Source organism: Bradyrhizobium sp. HKCCYLRH2015 (genome assembly GCF_051168215.1).
In the GTDB taxonomy this organism is placed as follows: Bacteria; Pseudomonadota; Alphaproteobacteria; order Rhizobiales; family Xanthobacteraceae; genus Bradyrhizobium.
The window spans coordinates 65,054-89,392 of sequence record NZ_JBNPUO010000004.1 but is presented as its reverse complement, the minus strand read 5'-3'; the positions used below and the strand labels follow the sequence as shown (position 1 = coordinate 89,392).

Annotated in this window: 21 protein-coding genes; 12 read left to right on the top strand and 9 right to left on the bottom strand. The window is 65.5% G+C overall.

Going from position 1 to position 24,339, the window contains the following annotated elements:
• Positions 1–46 precede the first annotated feature (46 nt).
• A complete protein-coding gene (locus ACQR1H_RS11570; RefSeq protein WP_434907571.1) occupies positions 47–745 on the top strand; it encodes a DJ-1/PfpI family protein in 699 nt (232 codons plus the stop codon).
• Positions 746–832: 87 nt separating this feature from the next.
• On the opposite strand, the gene ACQR1H_RS11565 is transcribed toward ACQR1H_RS11570, so the two are convergent.
• Positions 833–1,243, bottom strand: a complete 411-nt coding sequence (locus tag ACQR1H_RS11565) for an NADH:ubiquinone oxidoreductase subunit NDUFA12 (RefSeq protein WP_315800436.1) — start codon at positions 1,241–1,243, stop codon at positions 833–835.
• Between the two features lie 163 nt (positions 1,244–1,406).
• Here ACQR1H_RS11565 and ACQR1H_RS11560 point away from each other — a divergent pair, with 163 nt between their 5' ends.
• The 3 genes from ACQR1H_RS11560 (at position 1,407) to ACQR1H_RS11550 (ending at position 7,231) form a co-directional block, all read left to right on the top strand.
• Positions 1,407–2,048: a BA14K family protein gene (locus tag ACQR1H_RS11560; protein WP_434886055.1), complete on the top strand. Its 642-nt coding sequence runs from the start codon at positions 1,407–1,409 to the stop codon at positions 2,046–2,048.
• Positions 2,049–2,504: 456 nt separating this feature from the next.
• The gene (locus ACQR1H_RS11555; RefSeq protein WP_316236591.1) at positions 2,505–4,823 is read left to right on the top strand and encodes a CHASE3 domain-containing protein; all 2,319 of its coding nucleotides are present in this window, start codon (positions 2,505–2,507) and stop codon (positions 4,821–4,823) included.
• A 122-nt stretch (positions 4,824–4,945) separates the two neighbouring features.
• Positions 4,946–7,231 carry a CHASE3 domain-containing protein gene (locus ACQR1H_RS11550; RefSeq protein WP_434907570.1) on the top strand — a complete coding sequence of 762 codons (2,286 nt, stop codon included), beginning with the start codon at positions 4,946–4,948 and terminating at the stop codon, positions 7,229–7,231.
• Here the strand turns inward: ACQR1H_RS11550 and ACQR1H_RS11545 are convergent.
• Positions 7,194–8,087: a DMT family transporter gene (locus ACQR1H_RS11545; protein ID WP_316215697.1), complete on the bottom strand. Its 894-nt coding sequence runs from the start codon at positions 8,085–8,087 to the stop codon at positions 7,194–7,196. The genes ACQR1H_RS11550 and ACQR1H_RS11545 overlap by 38 nt on opposite strands.
• A gap of 817 nt (positions 8,088–8,904) precedes the next feature.
• Here ACQR1H_RS11545 and ACQR1H_RS11540 point away from each other — a divergent pair.
• The 6 genes from ACQR1H_RS11540 to ACQR1H_RS11515 all read left to right on the top strand — a co-directional run bounded on the left by ACQR1H_RS11540 (position 8,905) and on the right by ACQR1H_RS11515 (position 16,574).
• Positions 8,905–12,669, top strand: a complete 3,765-nt coding sequence (locus tag ACQR1H_RS11540; protein ID WP_434907569.1) for a vitamin B12-dependent ribonucleotide reductase — start codon at positions 8,905–8,907, stop codon at positions 12,667–12,669.
• An 86-nt stretch (positions 12,670–12,755) separates the two neighbouring features.
• Entirely contained in the window at positions 12,756–14,249 is a 1,494-nt protein-coding gene (locus tag ACQR1H_RS11535; protein ID WP_434907568.1) for an AAA family ATPase, read from the top strand.
• A gap of 94 nt (positions 14,250–14,343) precedes the next feature.
• The gene (locus tag ACQR1H_RS11530; RefSeq protein WP_434907567.1) at positions 14,344–15,111 is read left to right on the top strand and encodes a metallophosphoesterase; all 768 of its coding nucleotides are present in this window, start codon (positions 14,344–14,346) and stop codon (positions 15,109–15,111) included.
• 264 nt (positions 15,112–15,375) lie between these two features.
• Complete coding sequence (locus ACQR1H_RS11525) at positions 15,376–15,729, top strand: hypothetical protein (protein WP_434907566.1); 354 nt, start codon at positions 15,376–15,378, stop codon at positions 15,727–15,729.
• A gap of 197 nt (positions 15,730–15,926) precedes the next feature.
• A complete protein-coding gene (locus tag ACQR1H_RS11520) occupies positions 15,927–16,184 on the top strand; it encodes a hypothetical protein (RefSeq protein WP_434898653.1) in 258 nt (85 codons plus the stop codon).
• Positions 16,185–16,301: 117 nt separating this feature from the next.
• Entirely contained in the window at positions 16,302–16,574 is a 273-nt protein-coding gene (locus tag ACQR1H_RS11515; protein WP_434898652.1) for a hypothetical protein, read from the top strand.
• Between the two features lie 130 nt (positions 16,575–16,704).
• On the opposite strand, the gene ACQR1H_RS11510 is transcribed toward ACQR1H_RS11515, so the two are convergent.
• From ACQR1H_RS11510 to ACQR1H_RS11495, 4 genes are all read right to left on the bottom strand, one after another.
• Complete coding sequence (locus ACQR1H_RS11510; protein WP_434907565.1) at positions 16,705–18,246, bottom strand: hypothetical protein; 1,542 nt, start codon at positions 18,244–18,246, stop codon at positions 16,705–16,707.
• Positions 18,247–18,519: 273 nt separating this feature from the next.
• Entirely contained in the window at positions 18,520–18,936 is a 417-nt protein-coding gene (locus tag ACQR1H_RS11505) for a DUF5615 family PIN-like protein (protein ID WP_434907564.1), read from the bottom strand.
• A complete protein-coding gene (locus ACQR1H_RS11500) occupies positions 18,933–19,187 on the bottom strand; it encodes a DUF433 domain-containing protein (protein ID WP_315800195.1) in 255 nt (84 codons plus the stop codon). The genes ACQR1H_RS11505 and ACQR1H_RS11500 overlap by 4 nt, the downstream gene beginning before the upstream one ends.
• A 171-nt stretch (positions 19,188–19,358) precedes the next feature.
• Complete coding sequence (locus tag ACQR1H_RS11495) at positions 19,359–20,111, bottom strand: SDR family NAD(P)-dependent oxidoreductase (RefSeq protein ID WP_434889265.1); 753 nt, start codon at positions 20,109–20,111, stop codon at positions 19,359–19,361.
• Positions 20,112–20,207: 96 nt separating this feature from the next.
• On the opposite strand from ACQR1H_RS11495, the gene ACQR1H_RS11490 reads away from it, so the two are divergent.
• Positions 20,208–20,519: an ArsR/SmtB family transcription factor gene (locus ACQR1H_RS11490; protein WP_316180812.1), complete on the top strand. Its 312-nt coding sequence runs from the start codon at positions 20,208–20,210 to the stop codon at positions 20,517–20,519.
• 170 nt (positions 20,520–20,689) lie between these two features.
• Here ACQR1H_RS11490 and ACQR1H_RS11485 read toward each other — a convergent pair whose 3' ends face one another.
• Both ACQR1H_RS11485 and ACQR1H_RS11480 read right to left on the bottom strand, forming a co-directional pair.
• Positions 20,690–20,959, bottom strand: a complete 270-nt coding sequence (locus ACQR1H_RS11485; RefSeq protein ID WP_315800198.1) for a hypothetical protein — start codon at positions 20,957–20,959, stop codon at positions 20,690–20,692.
• A gap of 322 nt (positions 20,960–21,281) precedes the next feature.
• Positions 21,282–21,515, bottom strand: a complete 234-nt coding sequence (locus ACQR1H_RS11480; protein WP_315800199.1) for a DUF2171 domain-containing protein — start codon at positions 21,513–21,515, stop codon at positions 21,282–21,284.
• A 55-nt stretch (positions 21,516–21,570) separates the two neighbouring features.
• Between ACQR1H_RS11480 and ACQR1H_RS11475 the strand changes: the two genes are divergently transcribed.
• Positions 21,571–21,765 (top strand): hypothetical protein, encoded by a 195-nt coding sequence (locus ACQR1H_RS11475; RefSeq protein ID WP_434883156.1) that lies wholly within the window; start codon positions 21,571–21,573, stop codon positions 21,763–21,765.
• 468 nt (positions 21,766–22,233) lie between these two features.
• Here the strand turns inward: ACQR1H_RS11475 and ACQR1H_RS11470 are convergent, their stop codons facing one another.
• Positions 22,234–24,303 carry a methyl-accepting chemotaxis protein gene (locus ACQR1H_RS11470; protein WP_434907563.1) on the bottom strand — a complete coding sequence of 690 codons (2,070 nt, stop codon included), beginning with the start codon at positions 24,301–24,303 and terminating at the stop codon, positions 22,234–22,236.
• Positions 24,304–24,339 lie beyond the last annotated feature (36 nt).

Here is a 24,339-nt window from a genome sequence, read left to right as displayed (position 1 = left end):
CCATGCAGAATGACCGCCGTCAAGCACCAGACCTGCGAGCACCGCCATGCCCCGACCGATTTCGATCGCTCTCGTTCTGTTTCCCCAGGTGACCCAGCTCGATCTCACCGGACCGGTACAGGTGTTCTCGAGCGTGCCCGGTGCAACGCTGCACCTGGTCTGGAAGAAGATCGAGCCGATCCCGACCGACTCAGTTCTCACGCTGCTGCCGACGACGACCTTTGCCGACTGTCCGCAGGCGGACGTGATCTGCATTCCCGGCGGCTTCGGCGTCGACGCCATCCTCGGCGACGCCGAGGTCATCGGCTTCATCCGCCGCCAGGCCGAAGGGGCCAGATACGTCACCTCGGTGTGCACGGGCTCGCTGGCGCTCGGCGCCGCCGGCCTGCTGGATGGCTATCGCGCCGCGACCCATTGGAGCGCGCGCGAGTGCCTGCCGCTGTTCGGCGCCACCGTCAGCACCGAGCGCGTGTGCATCGACCGTAACCGGATAACCGGCGGCGGTGTCACGGCCGGCATCGACTTCGCGCTGACCCTGGTGGCGCAGCTGGTCGATCGCCAGACGGCCGAGGCCATCCAGCTCAGGCTCGAATACAATCCGGCGCCCCCTTTCACCGCTGGTTCCCCCGACACGGCGCCGCCCGAGGTGGTGTCACGCATGCTGGAGCGGATCGCACCGTCCCGGAAGCGGCGAATCGAGGCGGCGGAGCATGCGGCGGCCGCCCTCCGGACCAACCCGTCGTAGCGCAGGTTTGCCAGGCTCCCGAAAGCAAAGCGGCCGCCCGGAGTTCGGGCGGCCTCTTCCGATCGGGTCATCTCGCGCGAAATCGAATCAGCCGCCAGGAGTCCAGGGCTGATAATCACCGGTGGCCTTTGGCCTGCGACCGCTGCCCAAGGTCGAGCCGGCCGGGCGATACGCCAGCGCGGTCCCCGTCAGGTTCGGCTGATGCGGCTTTTCCCACTCGCGCGGCTTGTAGCCGTCCTGAGTCGGCGGCACGTCGACCATGTGATGCATCCAGCCGTGCCATTCGGGCGGAATACGGCTCGCTTCGGCCAGGCCGTTATAGATCACCCAGCGCCGCTCGAAATGCAGCACCGGATCGATCTTGCCGCCGGCGGTCCGATAATAGCGGTTGCCCTGTGCATCCTGCCCTACGAGCTCGCCGAAGCGCCAGGTCCACAATTGGGTGCCGAAAGTCTGGCCGTTCCACCACGTGAAGAGCTTGAGAAAGAACTGTTTCATGGGCTTGGGGCCGGTTCTGTGAAGGTCCCGGTTCTGATGCCACCCCGCCCGCATCTTGTCCAGTGTTGCACCGCCTCCGCCCGCGACGATGTATCGGTTCACGGCGGGGAACGACATCCGCGGCCTGCGGTTAGGTCATTTTCCCCCTGATGGAGCGATAACGATGACCAGACTGAAGACGTGGAGCACGGCGGCGGCAGTGGCGCTGATTCTGCCGCTGGCGGCAGCGACGACGAGCTTTGCCCAGGGTCCGGGCGGCGGCGGTCGTGGTCCGGGCGGCGGCGGTGGTGCCGCCATCGGCGGGGGCGGTGGCGGTGCGATCGGCGGCGGCGGACGCGGCGGCTTTGCGGCCGGTCCGGGTGGCGGCGGCATGAGCGGCGGCAGCTTTGCCGGACGCGCAGCCGTTGGCGGCGCAGCGCTGGCGGGTCGCGGTCCGGCGGCCGGCGCCAACGTCGCCGTCAACACCGGTGGCGGCCGCGGCAACTGGAGCGGCGGCAATTGGGGTGGCGGCGGCTGGCAGGGCGGCCACCGTGGCGGCTGGCATCACCGCGGCGGCGGCTTCTGGCCGGGTGTCGGCGTTGGCGTCGGAATCGGGTTGGGCAGCAGCTATGCCTACTACAATGATCCGTATTATTACGGGCCCGACTATTACTCCGACTACTCGTACTATGACGACTCCGCGCCTGTTGCCGTCGTCGGAACCGAAGGCGTCGACCCGAGCTACTGCGCACGCAGGTACCGCTCGTATGATCCGGCTTCGGGAACTTATCTCGGCTATGATGGCATTCGCCATCCATGCCCGTAAGAGTCTGACATCGTAGCTGCGACAACAGCAGGCGGCGAGGGCTACGCTCGCCGCCTTTTTCGTGCCGTATTGTTGTTTGTTCTGTGTCTAATGCGCCACGTTGCAGGCTGATTTTCGCCCATATTTCAAAATGTGCCTCGCGACGTGCAGATGATCGGCCCGTTCCGGTCCAATATTGTTTGAGCTCGTGATTCTGCCCGTTTGGGCGCTTCGCAGGCTTGGTTGATATCAGTCGATGGACACATGGATTTTCGCGGGACTCGCGCAGTGCAAACGCCGCGGGTGAGCGGCTTGGGCCTGCCGCCCGCGAACGCGCCAAGAACTTCGAACAAGGAGGCGCGCCTTGCCGACATATCTTCACTGCTTGGACGCAGCTGCATCGAAGCTCGGAGCATGTGGCTGGCCGCGATTGTCCCCGGCCCGGCTGGCGGACATGTCGATGATTGAGAAACGCAGATGACCTATCAGCGCCTCGCATTGGGGCTCGGTCTTGGAACGCTGCTGGCGATCGGCGCCGCGTCCACGGCGCTCGACATCAAGTCGCGCCACGACGCGGCCTGGGTGAATTCATCGCTCGACATCCTGCAGAAGACCTCCGATCTGCGCCTGCTGCTACGCGAAGCGGAAGCGGCCTCTCGCGGCTACGCACTCGTCGGTGAAGATCAATTCAGGACGGAGTTTGCCGATGTCAGCACGAAAATTCCGGTCGCCATGGCCGAGCTGCGGCGCGCCGTGGCCGACAATCCCGAACCGCTGAAGCTTCTGACCGAGACCGAAGCCCTGGTTGCCCGCAGGGTCGAGCTCGCCGCGGAGCTGATCCGGTTGCGCGCCGCCTCCGATCGTGCGGGGCTCGAAGCGCTCAGAAGCCGCGCCGAAGGCCCGGCGACCATGAGCGAGATCACGGCCCATCTCGACCGTTTCGTTGCCGATCAGCGCGAGCTGCTGACGCAGCGTTCGATGACGTCGAAGGCCACCGGATCGCTGTTGCTCACGATCGACCTGTGCGGCCTCGCGCTGCTGCTGATCATCGCCTTCTACCTCATCCGGCGGACCTATCTCCACGATCGTGCGCTGCGCGCGTCGCTGGTCCGGTCCGAAGCCGAGGCCATCTCGCTGGCGGAAAAGGCCGAGCAGCAGCATCTCGACCTGATCGCCGCCCATGAGAAGCTGCGCCATTCCGCCGAGATCCTGCAGAACACGTTCAACAGCATGGCAGAGGGCGTGCTCGTCATCGATGCCGCGGACACCGTGGTATTCTCGAACCCCGCGGTCGAACATCTGCTTGGCTACAGCCCGGAAAAGAATCTGGCCGACGTCCGCGCGCGCCTCCGCGTCTACGAAAGCGACGGCGTGACGCCTGTCGCAGCCCACGACCTGCCGACGCCGCGAGCCTTGCGGGGCGAGAGCTTCGACCGCCGCGAGCTGATCGTCTACCGGCCCGACCGGGACGAGACGCTGCGACTGATGATCTCCGGCCGCCCGCTGCGCGACGCCGCGGGCGGCATTACCGGCGCGGCGATGGTCTATCACGACATCACCACGGCGCACGAGACCGAGCGGCTGCTGCAGCAGGCGCAGAAGCTGGATGCGATCGGCAAGCTCACCGGCGGCGTCGCACACGACTTCAACAACATGCTGACGATCATTACCGGCACCATCGAGACGCTGGCCGACGAGGTGAAAGACCGCCCCGCCGCCGCGGCGACCGCAGCGCTGATCGGACAGGCGGCAGACCGCTGCACCGAGCTGATCCGGCATCTGCTCGCCTTTGCCCGCAAGCAGCCGCTGCATCCGCGCGACAGCGACGTCAACAGCACGATTCTCGACATCGCAAAGCTGCTGCGTCCGACGCTCGGCGAGCAGATCGAGATCAACTCGATCCTCGAAGACGAGACGCTGATCACGCACATCGATTCGGCGCAGCTCGCCAACTCGCTGGTCAACATGGCGATCAACGCCCGCGACGCGATGCCCAATGGCGGCAAGCTGCTGCTGGAATCGCGCCGGGTGGTGCTCGATGAGGCCTATGCCTCGGCCAACGCCGGCGTGACGCCCGGGCCCTATGTCATGGTCGCCGTCAGCGACACGGGCACTGGCATGTTGCCGGAGGTCCGCGACCGCGCCTTCGAGCCGTTCTTCACGACCAAGGAAGCCGGCAAGGGCTCCGGCCTCGGCCTCAGCATGGTCTACGGCTTCGTCAAGCAATCCGGCGGCCACATCAAGATCTACAGCGAGGAAGGACGGGGCACCACGATCCGGCTCTACATCCCCGTGCCCAAGGGACAGGCGACGAGCCCTGCTCCGCCCGAGCCGCCGCCGCCGCGCGGCGAGGAGACGATCTTTATCGTCGAGGACGATCCCCTGGTGCAGGATTTCGTCGTGTCACAGTTGCAGAGCCTCGGCTACAAGACCATCACCGCATCGACCGGGGTCGAGGCGCTGGCCAAGATCGACTCCGGCCAAAGCTTCGATCTCCTGTTCACCGACGTCATCATGCCCGGCGGCGTCAACGGCAAGGAGCTCGCCGAGGAGGCGCTGCGGCAGCGGCCCGGCACCAAGGTGCTGTACACGTCCGGCTATACCGACAACGCGATGGTCGAGCACGGCCGCCTCGACCAGGCGGCGCTCCTGCTCACCAAGCCCTATCGCAAGTCGGAGCTCGCCAAGATGGTGCGGCTCGCGCTGGCAGACCCCGCCGATGACGCCCTGGCCGATGATGCGTTGGCCGAGAATGCCTTTTCCGAGGACGTGCCGACGCGCGCTCACTTCTCCTGACTCGACCATCGCGCGGATCGGAACTGCGATCGTCCCGGAGCTCGGCGCCAAAAAATTCCGATGGAAACCTTCCCATGCAGTTGGCAGGACACGACGGCATCCCGCGCCATTGGAGGCCACCGATGATCCGCCGGCGCGTGGTGCTGGGGCTCGGCCTTGGAACTCTGCTCGCGATCGGCGCTGCGTCGACGGCACTGGACATCAAGGCGCGCAACGATACCGCCCTCGTCGAGCACACGATGGAGGTGCTGGAGAAATCCTCCGAGCTCCGCGTCCTGCTGCGTCAGTCAGAAGCGGCCTCGCGCGGCTTCGCCTTGTCCGGAGCCGACCGTTTCATCGCAGAGTTTCAGGAGACAAGCGGACTCATCCCTGCGGCCTGGGCCGACCTGCGAGGGCTCGTCCGGGACAATTCCTCGCAGAGCGAGCGGCTGCGAGCAATTTATGGCATCGTGCAGCGGCGCATCCAGCTTGCCGGCGAGCTGATCCGTCGCCACGCGGCGAACGATCGCGACGGCCTGCAGGCGCTGGCGGCGAGCGCGGCCGGTCCGGCGGCGATGACGACGATCAACCAGGCGCTCGACGCCTTTACCGACGACGAGCGCCGGCTGCTGGCGGACCGCGCCACGATCTCGCGACGAACCGGGTCCTGGCTGCTGGCGATCGACCTCGCCGGCGTCGGCCTGCTGCTCCTGATGTCGGGCTATCTCGTCCGGCGCGCTCATCTTTCCGACCGGGCGCTGCGCTCGTCCCTCACCCTGTCACGGAAGACCGCGACCTCGCTGGAAGCCCAGGCCGTGCAGCAGCGCAGCGATCTCGCCGCGGCCTATGACGAGCTGCGCCGCTTCTCCGCCATTCTCACGAACACCTTCAACAGCATGGCCGAGGGCGTCCTCGTCGTCGATCCCGAAGGGACCATCATGCTGTCGAACCAGGCGATGGGACGTTTCCTGGGAACGAATGTGGGCAAGACTTTCGCCGAGATGCTGGCCGCAAACCAGTTCTACGAGAGCGACGCCGCCACCCGCATTGTCGACGAGGAGCTCCCGATCGCGCGCGCCTTGTGCGGGCGGTCGTTCGACCGCCGCGAGGTCGTGGTCAAGCCGACTGACGGCCGGCCGCAGTTTCGCCTGATGGTCAGCGGCCGGCCGCTGCGCAATTCCGCAGGCGCGATCAGCGGCGCCGCGCTGGTGTATCACGACGTCACCGACGTGCACGAGACCGAGCGCCTGCTGCAGCAGGCGCAGAAGCTCGATGCCATCGGCAAGCTCACCGGCGGCGTCGCGCACGACTTCAACAACATGCTGACGATCATCACCGGGTCGATCGAGGTCCTGATCGACGCGGTGCAGGACCGGCCGGCGGCGGCCGAGTTCGCGGCCCTGATCGGCAGGGCCACCGATCGCTGCACCGAGCTGATCCGTCATCTGCTCGCCTTCGCCCGCAAGCAGCCGCTGCGTCCGCGCAACATCGACGTCAACGGCACGGTGGAGGACATCGCCAAGCTGCTGCGGCCGACGCTCGGCGAGCAGGTCGAGATCAGGACCGTTCTCGCCGACGAGGATCTCATCGCCCATGTCGATTCCGCGCAGCTCGCCAACGCGCTGGTCAACATGGCGATCAACGCGCGCGATGCGATGCCCGACGGCGGCAGGCTGCTCCTGGAGACGGCGAAGACCACGCTCGACGCGGCCTATGCAGCGGCCAATCCCGGCATCGTCCCGGGCTCCTACGTCATGGTCGCGGTCAGCGACACCGGCAGCGGCATGCCGGCCGAGGTGAAGGATCGCGCCTTCGAGCCGTTCTTCACCACCAAGGACGCCGGCAAGGGCTCCGGTCTCGGCCTCAGCATGGTCTATGGCTTCGTCAGGCAGTCCGGCGGCCACGTCAAGCTTCAGAGCGAGCAGAACCGCGGCACGACGATCCGGCTCTATCTGCCGGCGGCGCAGGCGGCGCAACAGACCGAGCCAGAGCACGAGCAGGCGCTGCCGCATGGCCGTGAGACGATCCTGGTGGTCGAGGACGATCCGCTGGTGCGCGACTTCGTGCTCGCCCAGTTGCAGGGCCTCGGCTACACCACCCTCGTCGCCTCGCAGGCCTCGGAGGCGCTGGCGATCGCCGCGCAGAACCAGCCCTTCGACCTCTTGTTCACCGACGTCATCATGCCCGGCGGCATCAGCGGCCGGCAGCTCGCCGAAACCATCATGACGACGCGCCCCGCGCTCCCCGTGCTCTACACCTCCGGCTATACCGGCGATGAGATGGTCGAGAACCAGCAGCTCGTGCCGGACGCGCTGCTGCTGACCAAGCCCTATCGCCGCGCCGAGCTTGCGCAGATGGTGCGACGCGCGCTGGACGGCAAGCCGGCTGGCGCTAGCCGCGGGTCGCCATCGCCACCGCGGCCAGCGTGAACGCCAGCGCGGCCACCTGCCCTGCCCCGAGCGGCTCGCGCAGCGCGATCGCGGAGGCCAGGACGCCGATCACCGGCACCGCCATCGTGCCGATCGCCGCCACGGACGCCGGCAGCCGCGACAGCGCCGCGAACCAGGCGACATAGGCGACGCAGAACTGGATCACGGTGGAATAGAACATCAGCGCCCAGTCGAGCCGATCGAGCTTCGTCCAGTCGGAATGCTCGACCGCGAAGCCCACGATCACGATCGGCACGCAGCCGATGCCGATCTGCCAGGCCGCGGCCGACAAAGGCGGCAGCCTGATCGGGAGCTTCTTGGCCATCACCGTGCCGAGCGCGAAGCCGAACGCGCCGCCGAGCACCATCAGGATGCCCGGCAGCTTGTCGCGACTGGCGTTGAGTCCGTTGCTGCCCATGATCGCGGCCAGCCCCGCGAACGCCAGCACCAGCGCCAGCACGCGCAGGAGCGTCGGCCGCTCGCCGAGGATCGGCCAGGCCAGCAGCGAGGCCCACACCGGCATGGTGTAGGCGATCAGCGCCGCCTCGCCCGCCGGCAGCCACAGCAGCGCCAGCCCCATCAGCACCATCCAGGCGGTGACGTTGAGCATCCCGGCCAGGATCAGCCGCGGCCAGACCTCGCGCGGCACGTAAAGACTCTGGCTGCGGATGACGGCCAGCAGAGCCAGGAGAAGCGCGCCGACCACCCCGGTGGTGCCGCGCAGGGTCAAGGGCGGCAGCACGCCCACCAGGTGCTTGGTGACCGGCCAGTTGAAGCCCCAGCCGAGCGAGGTGATGGCGAGGAACATCAGCCCGGCGGGCGTGATCCGCCCGCTGGCCACTGGCTTGTCTGTCATGGAATCACCGGCGCCGTCCGTGGGAGGACGACCTTGCCGGCGTTTTCCCGGCCACACCAGGGATTGTGGGGCATGCCTGCCCCGCGAACGCTCCGTAGGCGCCCGTGAGTCCCGCTGATGCAAGCAAAACACGCCGTTTGCACGCGAATAAATCTGCCCCTGTGAACAGCGGGACGAAGCCCTGTGGACAGCGCTCCGAACAAATTTTTCCGGTTTCGAATCCGCGAGGACTCGCCGATAGTTACGGCCATCACGATACCGGCACACGCCCTGGTTATCCCGTACTTTCCCCCATATTTAGTGTTTGGTTAGGGAACCCCCACTAGTCCTTGACGGGGGAAGCGGAGTCGTCCTAGCTTCCGGCCCGGTTCGGCGCACAGTCATGTTTCGGGTCTGGCCGGCCGCTTCCCTCGAGAGGGTTCGAAGACGACCACGCCGCCGTCCGTACGGCTGCGGGCGTGGGTCGCCGTCTGCCCTGTGTACCATCGCTGCGCCGCCGCGCTCCGGCGGGGAACCCACTAGATGTGGGGTCTCCCCTGCAGGGACGACGGAGCAGAGCGGCGGAAGTGACGCGTTGAGAACAGGCGGCGCAGGCAGCGGACGGGCTGCACGCGCCGCGCAGGAAGACGGGGCGAGACGCCGGACAACGGCGCAAGGCCTTCGGCTTCGAGGCTGAACAGATGCGGACCGGGCAACCGGTTGAACTGCGGCGGCAGACGAGTTTCCCGGCAGCGTCCGGGGACTTCCAGCCGCCGCCCTTGGATGCAATGATCCGGCCGCAGCGAACGCGGTCCGGCAAGAACAATTGGGGCTCGCGATGCGGATTGAACGGCGCAACACCACCGAAGGACAGTCACCCTATCAGGGGATCGACTTCCGCCTGACCACGTCCGAGATCAAGAATCCGGATGGCTCCGTGGTGTTCCGGCTCGAGAATGTCGAGGTGCCCGAGTTCTGGTCGCAGGTCGCCTCCGACGTGCTGGCGCAGAAGTATTTCCGCAAGGCGGGCGTCGCCGCGCGCCTGAAGAAGGTCGAGGAAGAGACCGTGCCGTCCTGGCTGTGGCGCTCGGTGCCGGACACCGAGGCGCTGGCCGCTCTCCCTGAGAATGAGCGCTATGGCAGCGAGCGCTCCGCCAAGCAGGTGTTCGACCGCCTCGCCGGCTGCTGGACCTATTGGGGCTGGAAGGGCAACTACTTCTCGAGCGAAGAGGACGCGGTCGCGTTCTACGACGAGCTGCGCTTCATGCTCGCCAAGCAGATGGTCGCACCGAACTCGCCGCAATGGTTCAACACCGGTCTGCACTGGGCCTATGGCATCGACGGCCCCGGCCAGGGCCACTATTACGTCGACTACAAGACCGGCAAGCTGACCAAGTCGAAGTCCTCCTACGAGCACCCGCAGCCGCACGCCTGCTTCATCCAGGGCGTCGAGGACGACCTCGTCAATGACGGCGGCATCATGGACCTGTGGGTGCGCGAGGCGCGCCTGTTCAAATACGGCTCCGGCACCGGCTCCAACTTCTCGCGGCTGCGCGGCGAAGGCGAGCGGCTGTCGGGCGGCGGCCGCTCGTCCGGCCTGATGAGCTTCCTCAAGATCGGCGACCGCGCCGCCGGCGCGATCAAGTCGGGCGGCACCACCCGCCGCGCCGCCAAGATGGTGGTGGTCGACGCCGACCATCCGGACATCGAGGCCTATATCGACTGGAAGGTGAAGGAGGAGCAGAAGGTCGCGGCGCTGGTCACCGGCTCCAAGATCAACCAGAAGCACCTCAAGGCCGTGATGAAGGCCTGCGTCAATTGCGAGGGCTCCGGCGACGACTGCTTCGATCCGGAGAAGAACCCGGCGCTGCGCCGCGAGATCAAGCTCGCGCGCCGCGCGCTGGTGCCCGACAACTACATCAAGCGGGTCATCCAGTTCGCCAAGCAGGGCTACAAGGACATCGACTTCCCGATCTACGACACCGATTGGGATTCGGAAGCGTACCTGACCGTGTCCGGCCAGAACTCCAACAACTCGGTGTCGCTGAAGGACGACTTCCTCCGCGCCGTCGAGACCGACGGCGACTGGAACCTGATCGGCCGCACCAACAAGAAGGTCGTCAAGACGCTGAAGGCGCGCGACCTCTGGGAAAAAATCGGTCACGCCGCCTGGGCCTCGGCCGATCCCGGCCTGCACTTCAACACCACGATGAACGACTGGCACACTTGCAAGGCGTCCGGCGACATCCGCGCGTCCAATCCGTGCTCGGAATACATGTTCCTGGACGACACCGCGTGCAACCTGGCCTCGGCCAACCTGCTGACGTTCTACAACACGCAGACCAAGCACTTCGACGTCGGCGCCTACGAGCATCTGTGCCGGCTCTGGACGGTCGTGCTCGAGATCTCCGTGCTGATGGCGCAGTTCCCGTCGAAGGCGATCGCCGAGCTGTCCTACGAGTTCCGCACGCTCGGCCTCGGCTATGCCAATATCGGCGGCCTCTTGATGACCATGGGCCTGTCCTACGACTCGAAGGAAGGCCGCGCGCTGTGCGGCGCGCTCTCGGCGATCATGACCGGCATCGCCTACAAGACCTCGGCCGAGATGGCCGGCGAGCTCGGCTCCTTCCCCGGCTACAAGAAGAACGCCGCGCACATGCTGCGCGTCATCCGCAATCATCGCCGCGCCGCGCGGGGCGAAGCGACCGGCTATGAGGCGCTATCGGTCGCCCCGGTGCCGCTCGACCACGCCCACTGCCCGCAGGTCTCGCTCGTCAGCCACGCCATCCAGGCCTGGGACGACGCGCTCGCGCTCGGCGAGACCAACGGCTATCGCAACGCCCAGGTCACCGTGGTCGCCCCCACCGGCACCATCGGCCTCGTGATGGATTGCGACACCACCGGCATCGAGCCGGATTTCGCGCTGGTGAAGTTCAAGAAGCTGGCCGGCGGCGGCTACTTCAAGATCATCAACCGCGCCGTGCCGGAGGCGCTGCGCGCCCTCGGCTATCGCGAGAGCGAGATCGCCGAGATCGAGGCCTATGCCGTCGGTCACGGCTCGCTGTCCAACGCGCCGGGCATCAACGCCTCGACCCTGAAGGCCAAGGGCTTCACCGACGAGGCCATCGCCAAGGTCGAGAAGGCGCTGCCGACCGCCTTCGACATCAAGTTCGTGTTCAACAAGTGGACGCTGGGCGAGGACTTCATCGTCAAGCAACTCGGCGTCTCGGCGGACGCGCTGGCCTCGCCGACCTTCGAGCTGCTCGCCGCCATCGGCTTCACCAAGCGCGAGATCGAGGCCGCCAACGTGCACATCTGCGGCGCGATGACGGTCGAGGGTGCCCCGCATTTGAAGGCCGAGCACTATGCGGTGTTCGATTGCGCCAATCCCTGCGGCAAGATCGGCAAGCGCTATCTCTCGGTCGAGAGCCACATCCGCATGATGGCGGCGGCGCAGCCGTTCATCTCGGGCGCGATCTCAAAAACCATCAACATGCCGAACGACGCCACGGTCGAGGACTGCAAGGCGGCGTATCTGTTGTCCTGGAAGCTCGCGCTGAAGGCCAACGCGTTGTATCGCGACGGCTCAAAACTGTCGCAGCCGCTCAACTCGCAGCTCATCTCCGACGATGAGGACGAGGACGATGCGGTCGATTCCTTCTACGAGAAGCCGATGGCCGCGCGTGCGGCGCAAGTCTCGGAGAAGATCGTCGAGAAGCTAGTCGAGCGCATCGTCGTGATGCGCGAGCGCGAGAAGATGCCGGATCGCCGCAAGGGCTACACCCAGAAGGCGGTCGTCGGCGGCCACAAGGTGTACTTGCGCACCGGCGAGTATGATGACGGCCGTCTCGGCGAGATCTTTATCGACATGCACAAGGAGGGCGCGGCGCTGCGCTCCTTCATCAACAACTTCGCCATCGCGGTGTCGCTCGGCCTCCAGTACGGCGTGCCGCTGGAGGAGTATGTCGACGCCTTCACCTTCACCCGCTTCGAGCCGGCCGGCCCCGTGCAGGGCAACGACTCGATCAAATACGCGACGTCGATCCTCGACTACGTGTTCCGCGAGCTCGCCGTCAGCTACATGTCGCGCTTCGACCTCGCCCATGTCGACCCCTCGGAGAGCAACTTCGACGCGCTCGGCCGCGGCGTCGACGAAGGCAAGCCGTCGGAGGACGGCCCGAGCCAGCAGGCCGCGAAATACGTGTCGCGCGGCCTGACCCGCTCCCGCACCGACAACCTCGTCGTGATGCGCGGCGGCTCGTCATCGAGCACGGCGGCGGTCTCCACCCCGCATGACGCCGGCCCCTCCGGCCGCGTCACCGCCCTCTCCGGCTCCCGCGTCGGCGACGCCATCGAAGGCGCCGTCGCCCTGAAGCAGGAGGCGCAGCACGACCTCTCGCCCACCGAGAAGCTCGAAGCCCTGCAATGGAGCAAGGCCGGCACGGCCAACGCGCAAGTCGCCTCCAAGGCCGAACGCCGCGCCGAAGCCAAGGCCAAGGGCTACGAAGGCGAGATGTGCTCGGAGTGCGGGAACTTCACGCTGGTCCGGAACGGCACCTGCATGAAATGCGACACGTGCGGCAGCACGACGGGGTGTTCGTAATCTTAGAAAGAAAGACGACACAGCTATCTCTCGGAGAGGAACAGACGGGCGGCCGAAAGGTCGCCCTTCTTTTGGGGATCGCACCGGTGGACATTGTAGTAGCGGAAAAGAAACTTACAGGCCTTTCGAAGATCAATGTGCTTCTTGGAAAGAACGGCACCGGAAAAAGTACTCTGCTACGTACGTTTGAACAACACAGGGACGCACTGCCCAATGTTGGCTCGGCGCGATACATAACACCTGAACGTGGCGGTCAGCTTGCATACGATGGGGGCATTGAGACGACCCTTGCAAACAACCCGGGATGGGCGGACAATGTTCGCCGCACAAATCGCTATGAAAATTTCAGAGGTTTAAGCGTCACAGAATATCGCAGATTAGAGACATTAGTTCTCAGAAAGATCGAAAAAGACCTTAAATCGCGTCAAGACCTCACGTTTTCGTTTGATTCTACGCTTGCGCTTATCAATAAGCTGCTAGACCACGTCGAGCTTTCTCGCGGAACGAATGCTGGATTTGAAATCAAGTCCAAGAATACCGACCAACCGCTCCCCGCACAACTAATAAGCAGCGGAGAAGCCGAATTAATCAGCCTCGCGATTGAGATACTTGCGTTTTCTTACGGAGCTGAGGATCTTCAGGGAAAAACCTCATACTTATTTCTGGACGAACCTGACGTTCACCTTCACCCTGATCTTCAAGAACGTTTAATGACACTGCTGGTGGACGCTGTAAGATCGCGAGATATCGTCGTTCTAGTCGCGACTCACAGCACAGCTGTCCTAGGAGCTCTTAGCGCTTACACTGAGGCCCACGTTGGATTTATCTCGTCCGGACAAAACGAAGTAGGATTTGTTCCGATCAACGAACCCTTACAGAGGGTCTTACCAATTTTTGGCGCCCATCCACTATCAAACGTCTTCAATAAGATGCCTATACTCCTCGTTGAGGGTGAAGACGATGAGCGCATTTGGCAGCAAGCAGCTCGGACCTCTGAGCGCAGACTTTTGGTTTGGCCCTGTGCGGCCGGAGATATTCAGAGCCTCGACAAGTATGAAGATCAGGTCGAAGAGATTGCCGGCGCAATCTACGACAGTGCAACGGCGTTTTCGCTGAGAGATCGAGATGAACACCCCTACGAAATCAACGATAAAAAGATAGTAAAGCGAATGCGACTGTTCTGCAGGGCGGCAGAAAATCTGATACTGTCAGATGATGTACTGGCGTCACTTGACACGAACTGGGCTAAGATGATCGAGGCCATAGACTATTGGCTCACGCAGTACCCTGAGCATCCGCAGTTCAAGGAGATGAACAAATTCAAATTATCGGGCTATGATAGACAGCTTGGGAACGTGAAGTCGCTTCGCAATATTTTCATGATGCTAGCGGGCTCACAAAAACCTTGGGAAGTGGCGGTTGGCCAAGCCATTGGACGCCTCATGTCATCCAGTCCTGAAGCTACTGATCATAGCCTCACAACTTATCTTGGGCCCAAGCTCATCGACGCCTTGGCCTTGCGCCCCCCAAAGTTTAGTCGGTTGCAGTTCTTAATTAAACGATCGTCGTCGGAAGCATAGGGCGGACAAGATCAAATCTCGCCGCTTGACCGGATCGGCGCGTTACGCTTCGCTAACATGCCCCACGCGGCGAGCCTTAGGCTCCGCCTTCCCCATGCACCTCCACATCTTCTCCGATCTCCACGCCGACATGGCCGACATCAAGCCGATCGCGGCGTTGCCCGGGGTCGATGTGGTGGTCGTCGCCGGCGATGTTGGCGAGAGGGCGGTGAACGGTTTTGCCCGGTTGCGCGAGATCGTGGCCGACGACGTGCCGATCGTCATGGTGATGGGCAACCATGAGTTCTATCACCGCACCTATCCGGAGGAGCTGACGCAGGCGCGCGCCGAGGCGGCGCGGTTCGGGGTGCATCTGCTGGAGAACGAGGCGGTCGTGCTCGCGGGCGTGCGCTTTGCAGGCTGCACGCTGTGGACCGACTATGCGATCTTCGGCCCCGGCTCCGAGGTCCACACCATGGCGGTGTGCCGCGACCGCATGAACGACCATCGCCGCATCACCTGGCGCAAGCAGCCCTGGCTGCGCTTCCGGCCGCAGGAGGCGCTCGGCCTGCACCGGACCTCCCGCACCTGGCTCACCGGCCTCCTCGAGACGCCGTTCGACGGCCCGACCGTCGTCGTCACCCACCACGCCCCCGGCTGGGGCTCGGTCGCCGAGCGCTATCGCAACGACCGCGTCACTGCCGCCTACGCCTCGGACCTCTCGGCGCTGATCCTGGCGACGCAGCCGGCGCTCTGGATCCACGGCCACATCCACACGCAATCGGACTATCAGATCGGCGCCACCCGCGTGATCTGCAACCCGCACGGCTATGGGAAAGAGAACCCGGATTTCGATCCGGCCCTGGTCGTCGAGGTCCCGTAGCCCGGATGAGCGAAGCGACATCCGGGTTCATCGCAGGTGACGTGTGAGGCCCCGGATGTCGCTATCGCTCATCCGGGCTACGCGCGCTATCCGAATTGGCCGACGCTGCCTGCCGGCGCATTCAACTGGCTCGCTTGTGCTGGATCGAAGGTCGTTGCGTCCGCCACGACCTAGCGCTTCCCCCGCGCTTTGGTTGACTTGCATCAACAGCGCCGACGTGAATCCGCACCAAGCTGTCGTCGTCAGAGAAGCGGAGGCAGCATCATGGCCGATACGCAAGCGTCTCTCGTCCCATCCCACGACACACCCGATCCGCATCGTCAAATCGATTCAGCCGCCTGGGCCGTCTTCTTCATCTGGCTCGGCGTGGTCATGCTCGCCGGGCTTCCCTGGGGCTGGTTCCTGGTGGGCGTCGGGGTCCTCATCCTGGGCGCACAGATGGTGCGGACGCAACGGAGCCTCAAGGTCGACCGGTTCGGCGTAGTCATCGGGGTCATCATTCTTGCGGCCGGCCTGTGGGATCTTCTTGCCTTGCCGTTGCCGCTCATGCCGATGATCCTGATCGTGCTGGGCGGATATCTGCTCTGGAAGACGCTTTCGACGACGGCATCCCCCTAAGACGGCGCAGGACACATCAGGAGGCTCGCGGCAACGCCGCGTCGCATCGCGCCCGCTGCGGCGCGGGTGATGGAATGTGCGACGCCGACATTGACCCCAGCGGCGCCCCCGCCGGGAACACCGGGATAGTACGGGAGGCCGGAACGATCGCCAGGAACTCCATGTTGCTCCGATCTCAACACGGAGGAGGTTCGTTCATGAGGATGGCAGTCGTTCTGGCCGCGGCGCTGTTCGCGGCTTCACCAGCGTTCGCCGCAGAGACCGCAGGGAGTTTGCACGGCGTGTCGAAGACGGCGCCCGGCCATCGCATGCAGACCAGCAGGACCTCGACGGCGCCCGGCGCGTCCGAGTATGCGCCTGGTCATCAGCGCAACACGGCCGCCGGCCCGGGGCATTCCGAGAGCGCTCCCGGCCAGCGCATGACGACGACCGGCTCCAGCACGACCAGGAAGTAGTTCGCGCGCGGGGGGTGCGAGATCGACGAGCTCGGCCCCCCCCTTCGCTTGACGACACAGACAAGCCGCAAAGCCGCTCCATCCATCATTTCATTGTCCAAACATCCGAGGAGTCCCATGCGCAAAGCGCTCTTCATCCTGGCTGCATCGATCTCGACCGCACTGATCACACCTGTCAGCGCCATGCCGCTCGCGCCCATCCAGGTCGATCACGCCGATCGCGGCGCGTCTGATGTCATCGCGGTCAGAGGCGGGCATGGCCACGGCGGCCATGGTCACGGCTGGGGCCGCGGCGGTGGTCATCGGGCCTTCGGCTGGAGCCGCGGCCGCAAGGTGGGCTGGCGCGGCCATCACTGCCCGCCCGGTCACTGGAAGAAGGGGTGGTGCTAACCGGACCGCGTCCCCTCCCGCAAGGCGAGACGAAGCTTCGCCATGATGGGAGGGGGGCGCATTCGTCGTACGTCGCTCAGTTCGCCACATCCAAACACTGCAGTAACGAGCGACCGAGCTGCTTCAGCAGCTACTTGAAACACACCGACTTGTCGGTCGGGTGAAACGAATTCCCCGGCATCGGCTTCAACGGAGTCAGCTTGGGGTTGGCGTTCAGCAGCCGCTTCGAGTACGCGCCGAGCGCGGCGTTCATCGTGTTCAGCCGGTCCTGCGCATCGGTGCGTTGCAGCGGAAAGGTGATGACGCCGGAGTTGTAGACCTCCGCGCGGGACCATTGCTGCCCCGAGACGATGCGGCCGACGAGGCGCGATTTCAAATCGGCGGCGCTGTCGCCGGCCGCGCTCTTGCGCCCGACGACATCAGGCGGCAGCAGGCTGGGGTTGACGATCCAGCCGCGCGGCTTGGCGACGTTGTTACCGAACAGGATCAGCTCGTCCACCGTGTTGTTCAGCGCCACATAGTCGCGCAGCGGCAGGCTGGTGTCGCCGGTGCCCGTCTCCTGGACGTGGCTCGCCAGATGCGGCCCCGTCGCGCAATAGGTGCCGAAGCTGAGCTTGATGCTGCCCGAGCTCATGAACATGTAGCTGCCGACATCCGAGCCGCCCGGGGGCGACGGCGCGTCGTCGCCGCAGAAGGTGCCGTGCGAGGAGGCATCCTGCAGGGAGTGCAGATAGAGCCCGATCCGGGCGATCTGCACCGGCACCGGCGGCTTCCGGGGATCGTCGAACAGCACGCCGGTGGTCCTGCTCTTGTCGTCCAGCCAGGACTTCAGCTGGGTGTAGTCGACATTGCCGTTGCTGTTGTCGAGAATCTTCGGCCCGGAGGTCACGTTGATCGCCGGCCCGATCGCGTAGTTCTCCAGGAGCGGCACGTTGCCGCTGATCGGGACGTTCGACAGACATTTCGGGCCGCTGAAGTTCGACGAGCCGTTCGGCACGGTGTATCCGGCGGTGCACAGCAGGCCGGGCGCCTCGTCGCCCTTCATCGCCCATTGCCGGAGGTCGTACAGCGTGCCCTGATAGACGCTGTCGATGGTGATGGGATAGCCGGGCGGCGGATAGTGGAACGGATACACCGCCTGCACGCCGCTGGCGCCGTGCACATCGGTGCCCTGCCCGTTCGGCGAGAAGTTGAGCAGGTAGTGATACAGCGGCCCGTCGGTGGTGTTGTTGGTGCGCTGGAAGCCGTTGAACTTGGCGGTGATGTAGCTGGCGCCGGAATTGGTCGAGGTCGCCTGCCCGCCGCACTGGTCGATCGGCGCATATTGCGCGTAGTCGGAATTCTCGTTGTAGGCGGCGATCCAATAGGCGACGTCGGCGCGGTAGCCGAGCGCCTGGGCGATGAAATAGGTCGAGTCCGCATGGATCATGCTGCGGCCGGGCGGAATGACGGCGAACTGCACCGCCTCGAGCAGGCAGCCGCGGTTCAGCGCCTCCGCCGGATCCTTGCAGGCGCTGGCCGGCGCGAGACAATTCTTCAGCCCGTCCTTCACGCGCGGGATACAGATGTCCTCCAGGAACGCGTGCGCGGGGCGCGGCGCGGTCAGGCCCCAACCGAGGGCCACCGATGCGGCGACGACAGACATGGTCGACAATGCAAAACCGATGCGCATGAGAAACTCCTTTGGTGATTTGAAATTCAGCCGGCCAGGACTGCGCCATGGCAAAACGCCATGCGCCCGACCGGTGGATTGAAACGCAGCTCGTCCGCGATGCGCGCATCACGGATTCGGCAAGCCCGATTTGATCCTATATAGGACGATTCATCAACCTATAGTTGCCAAAAATCACCGTTGCCGCGTAGCCCGGATGAGCGAAGCGACATCCGGGTTCATCGCTGGCGCTGCGGCAGACCCCGGATATCGCTTCGCTCATCCGGGCTACGGTCACCGCCACTTCGGATCGTCGATATGGTTGATGTCGTGATCGTCGGCGGTCCACTCGCGGATATGGACCGAGCCGTCGCGCGCGACTTCGATGAGCTTGTTCACGAGATCGGCGTTGCGGACGGAATAGAGATCGAGCGCCTTCTGAAACAGACTCATCTGCTCATCCCGCGTGCCCTTCGGGATCAGGATCACCAGCCCGGCATGTACGTCGAGCTTGGCATATTCCTTCAGGAAATCTCTGCGATTGTCGGTGACGATGATGTAGTCGTTCGCGCTTGCGAACCGCACCAGATTCCAGTCCTGCCAGCCGCTCTTGCCCAGATGGGTGACGTAGTCCGCCTGATAGCCGCGCGCCTTTGCCACTCCCACCAAGGCGCCGCTCAGGCACTCGTCGATCAGGAATCGTTCGCTCAACGGGTGGCTGCCGCGTTCTCCGCCGATCGCCAATCGGCACCATAGGTGACCTCGGCCCAGCGGATCACCGCGTCGATGCCATCGATCGGCAGGCTCGGATAGTCGGCGAAGATCTCCTGCGCCGGATAGCCGGCGCGCAGGTAGGCCAGGATGGTTTCGGCGGGCACCCGTGTCCCGCGAACCACCGGATCGCCGCTCATGACCGTCGGATCACGAACGACCTCTGACCTGACGGCGACCTTGATGGTCATGGCTGCCTTCCTTTCCCGCGGCTGTCATCATAGCGCGATAGGCGCCGGGGGGCGAGACGGGAATTTGGCTTCGTCCAAACACCGGAACGGTGGGCACGCGCCGCCTTGCGGCGGCGCTTTGCCCACCCTACGCTTCACCGCTCGCGACTGCGACCGAAGTGACGTGATCGCTCAGCGCAGCCCGCCGGTCACGTGCAGCGTCTCGCCGGTCACGTAGGACGCATCGTCCGAGGCGAAGAATGCCACCGCGGCGGCGATCTCCTCGGCCTTGCCGACGCGCGCGAGCGGCGTGGCCGTTTCGATCCAGTTGCGCATGTCGCCCTCGTGCAGGCCGGCGGCGACGACGCCCTCGGTGACGATCATGCCGGGATTGATGGTGTTGACGCGGATCTTGCGCGGCGCCAGTTCCTTCGACAGCACCGAGGAGATGGCGTCGACGGCGGCCTTGGTCGCGGTGTAGACGGCGGTGTTCGGCGGCGTCAGGGTGGACACGCCGGAGGAGATGTTGACGATGCTGCCGCCGGCCGGATTGAAATGCCGCGCGGCCTCCTGCGACACCAGGAGCAGGCCGAGCACGTTGACGTCGAACTGGCTGTGGAAGTGCTCCGGCGTGATGCCGTCGAGCGGCGCGAAGGCGTAGACGCCGGCGTTGTTGACGAGGATGTCGATCGGGCCGAGCGCCTTCACCGTCTCGGCGACGATGGTCTTGACGTCGCCGGGATTGGCGAGGTTGCCGCGCACAGCCACCGCCTTGCCGCCCTTGCCGGTGATCCCCGCCACGACGCGGTCGGCGCCCTCCCGGCTGGAGCTGTAGTTGACGGCGACAGCGGCGCCTTCCTCGGCCAGCCGGGCCGCGATCGCGGCGCCGATCCCCTTGGACGCGCCGGTCACCAGCGCCACCTTGCCCTCAAGTCGCTTGCTCATCTTGCTCTCCACACTGCGCCGCCTGCGGCGTTCGGTTCAATCGTTCAGAACTAGTGAACTATTGAACGCGCGCAAGGCCGTCGCTATATGTTTTTCATGGCGCAGCTGTTTCACCCGTCGCGCGAGGACATCACATTAGCGGGAGTGCTGGCCGCACTCGCCGATCCCTTGCGGCTGCGCATCGTCAAGAGCCTGATGGAACGGAAGGACTGCATGTCCTGCACCGAGGCCGCGCCCTGCCCCGGCATCGCCAAATCGACGCTGTCGAACCATTTCCGGGTGTTGCGCGAGGCTGGCCTGATCCACACCACCAAGCAGGGCGTCGAGCATCGCAACGTCGTGCGCGAGGCCGACCTCAATGCCCGGTTCCCGAAATTGTTGAAGACGATTCTGGGCTACGCGGAGTAGCCGAAACGTAGGGCGGGCAAAGGCGCGCCAGCGTCGGTTTTGCCGGGCACCATTTTGCACGCGCCGTGCCCACCGCCCGCACCCGCCAGCGTCGATGGTGGGCACGCGCCGCCTGACGGCGCCGCTTTGCCCACCCTACGGTTCACTGTCATGCGAGCGCAGCCGTTAGGTCAGATTGGATAGCGCCATTTCAGCGCGCGACGGGCGAAGAAGGCGGCCACCGCGACGATGGCCAAAGCGATCAAATCGGCCTTGAGCGCAGCGGACGGAAAGCGGACGAACATGGGCGTGAAGATCAGCGCGAACAGCGCCAGCAGAAGGCCGTTATAGGTGTAGTACAAGGGCGACTTGAAGATGCCGGTGGGCGCCAGCTCGGCGTGGGACATCGGTTGCGGCAGCAGGAACGCAATCAGCAAGCCGATAAGGTCTGCACCGTCCATGACGTCGACGTTCGTCCATTCTGTGCGTTCGCGCTGATGTGCTCCGCAGGGAGTAGCTGTCTCGCCTGGCCATCACAAGTTCCGCGTGGTCACGCGTCGATCACATCTTCATGTGTCGTCGGCATCCGATGATTGGTTCGACGCAACCGCGCAATGACAAGCTTTGGAGCAAATGCACACGCCACCGTGCCTACCGTCGATGGTGGGCACGCGCCGCCTGACGGCGCCACTTTGCCCACCTTACAAGTCACGGGACGGTCGCGTAGGAGAGCAAAGGCGCATCACTGCGGACGTAGCGACGGAGACAGGAGGATCCCCGCTCCTACTTCTCCTCCTCCATCGTCACCGCGACGGCGCCGATGGCCGACAGCCGCACCTTGTCGCCTTCGACGCCGGCGACGAGGCCCTTGTCGATGAAGTGATGATGCCCCTTGTGGCTGCCCTCGCCGCTGTCCTTTTTGGTCAGCTTGATGCGGTTGCCGTCGACGCGGTCGACGGTGCCGACATGCGCGCCGTCGGCGCCGATGACTTCCATGTGTTCCCTGATGTCCTGCATGGCGCGGGTGCTCCGTGGCTGATGTGGAAGCAGCTTCAACCGGCGGATGGGAGATGTGTTCCGCGATGCGCCTTCCCGCAGACGCAGCCGCAGGGTGGGCAAAGGCCCGCCCGGCTCGATCTCGTCGGCACGCCCCGCCAGCCCACCCTCCGACAGCGTCATGCGCGGCGAAATCCTGCTGCGCCTCGCGGCTGATTTCGCCAACGCCATCAGGCTGATCGACCGTGTCCAGACCTTCCGCGAAAAATAAATCGCTTTCGTTTTTTCAAAAATCATGATTGTCTACGCCCATCCCGGCCCGCCGAGAGGGGCGTATCGCGATCGTCACGAGACGTGGGCCGGAGATGCGGTGGCCGCAGGCGTGCCGCAGCGGGTCTTCTGGCTCGCCGACGAACGGTATGCTTGCGGACGTGAAGACGCGTGGTCCTGGCGCCCCGAAGCTGGCGCCAAGTGCGGCGGTGATGATGATCCCGCCGTGCGACGGTGGCTACAAGCCGGACACCGGGGAGATCGCGTTATAAGCGTGAAAACCATCGCGCGGGGAATGCCGGGATGCCTCGGCTGAACCTGTGGTGACTGCCGCCTGCTTATCTTCTGCAGGCGGGCCATGGGTGCGGCCAGCGCCCGGCATTCCCCGCGCCCTCTCCCTTCAGAGGGCCGACGACCGGCAAGGCTCGGGCGCCATCGGCGCCGCGGGATCGCGTCCGCTTGGCCGATGCTAGGCCTTGCGCACGGTGCCGAGGAAGCCCTCCACCGCCACGCGGAAACGATCGGCATCGGTGGACATGCGGCGGACGGAGTCGACCATTGCCGCGCCCGCATTGCCGGTCTGGCGGTTGAGCGCTGCGACCGAGCCGATCGTGTCGGTCACGGCGCGGGTGCCCTGGGCGGCATGCTGGAAGTTGCGCGAGATCTCGGTGGTGGCGGCGCGCTGCTCTTCGACCGCCGCGGCGATCGCCGTCATCTTCTCGTCGATGCTGGAGATGTTGTGGCTGATGGCGCGGATCGCCTCGACCGACTCGCCGGTGGCGGCCTGGATCTCGGCGATCTGGCGGGTGATATCGTCGGTCGCGGTCGCGGTCTGCGCCGCGAGGTTCTTGACCTCGCCGGCGACCACGGCGAAGCCGCGGCCGGCCTCGCCGGCGCGCGCCGCCTCGATGGTGGCGTTGAGCGCCAGCAGGTTGGTCTGCGCGGCGATCGCGGTGATCATCTTGACCACCTCGCCGATGCGGTTGGCGGCGCGGTCGAGCATCTCGACGGTGGCGTTGGTCTGCGCCGCCTTCTCCACCGCCTGGCGCGCATCGGCCGCGGAGGCCTGCACTTGCGCGGCGATCTCGGAGACCGACGCGGTCAGCTCCTCGGTGGCGGCGGCGATGGTCTCGAGATTGCTGGTCGCGGTCTCCGCGGCGCTGGCGACCGCGGCCGTCTGCTCGGTGGATTCGTCGACCAGCTTGCGGACCTCGCCGGCGCTGGAATCGAGCTGGCCGGTCGAGTTGCCCATGCTGACGATGACCGCCTGCACGGTGTCGTCGAAGCTCTTGCAGGCGCTGTCGATCGCCTGCGAGCGCTCCAGCCGGCGGCCCTGGTCGAGCTCGCGCTCGCGCGACAGCCGGTCGGCGGTGGCGGCGCTCTCGCGCAGGCCCTCGAGGGCGGCAGCCATGGCGCCGAACTCGTCGGCATGAGCGAATTGCGGCACCGGGGTCTGGTAGTCGCGCTGGCCGATGCGCTGGATCGCCTGCATCAGGACGCCGACCGGGCGCATCAGGCGGACGCGCACCGCGCGCAGCGCCAGGCCGGCCACCACGAGCGCGGCCAGGAAGGCGAGCGACTGGACGACCAGGCTGCTCAGCGCGGCGGTCCTGATCTCCTCGGCGCGCGCGATCGCGCCGTCGAGCGCGGTCATGCCGACGGCGATGATGCCGGCGAACGGGCCCTGGCAGAACGCGTTCCATTCCGGCGCCGGCATCGCCGGCTTGCCGCTGCCGTCAAACCCCTTGGTGAGCTGGTCCATGCGCTGATGGGCGGCCTCGACCTCGGTGCGCGAGGTCTTCACGGCCCCGGCGAGCGCGGTGCTGCCGCCCCCCGCCAGGAGGTCGTCGAGCCCGGACCAGCCGGCCGCGACGGTGCCGCGCCATTGCGCGACCGCGCCCTTCTGGGTGTCGTCGAGCGGCTTGGAGGCGTTGATGTTGGGACGCAGCGCCGAGCATTGCAGGCCGTAGCGGTCGCGGACCTGCCAGGCCAGCCGCCGCGCCTGCACCATCTTGGCGATCGCCGGATCGGTCATCCAGGCGCGGTTCGAGACGGCGAGCGAGGCGGCGTTGGCGACGTCCAGCGTCTTGGTCATTGCCTGGTACCAGGCCTGCGTGCGCGCCAGCACGCGTTCGGCGCGCGGCTTCGCGGCTTCGTCGAACAGCAGCTTGAACTGCGGGACCGTGGCGTCCCAGCTCGATTTCAACCCGGCCAGGAGGTCGTCGCGCTCGGGCATGTCGACGCCGGCGAGCGCGGCGACGATGCCGTCATAGCCCTTGGCCTCGATGCCCTGATATTCGGTGAGCTTGGCGCGCGGATCGTCCTCGCTCAGCAGCACGCTCTGGATGTCGCCGCGGTGGGCGCGCATGACCAGGACGTTCTGGAAGATCGCCTTGTCGGCCGCGGTCAAATGCTCGGTCGCGACGCTCTCGCGATAGCGGCCCGCGGCGCCGCTCATCAGGATCGCCGTGGACACCAGGATGCCCGCCGCCAGCACCGACAACAGCACCATCAGCAGAGTACTGACCGATTTCTTCATCACGCGCCGCCCCACACCAGAAAGTGGCAGGATGAC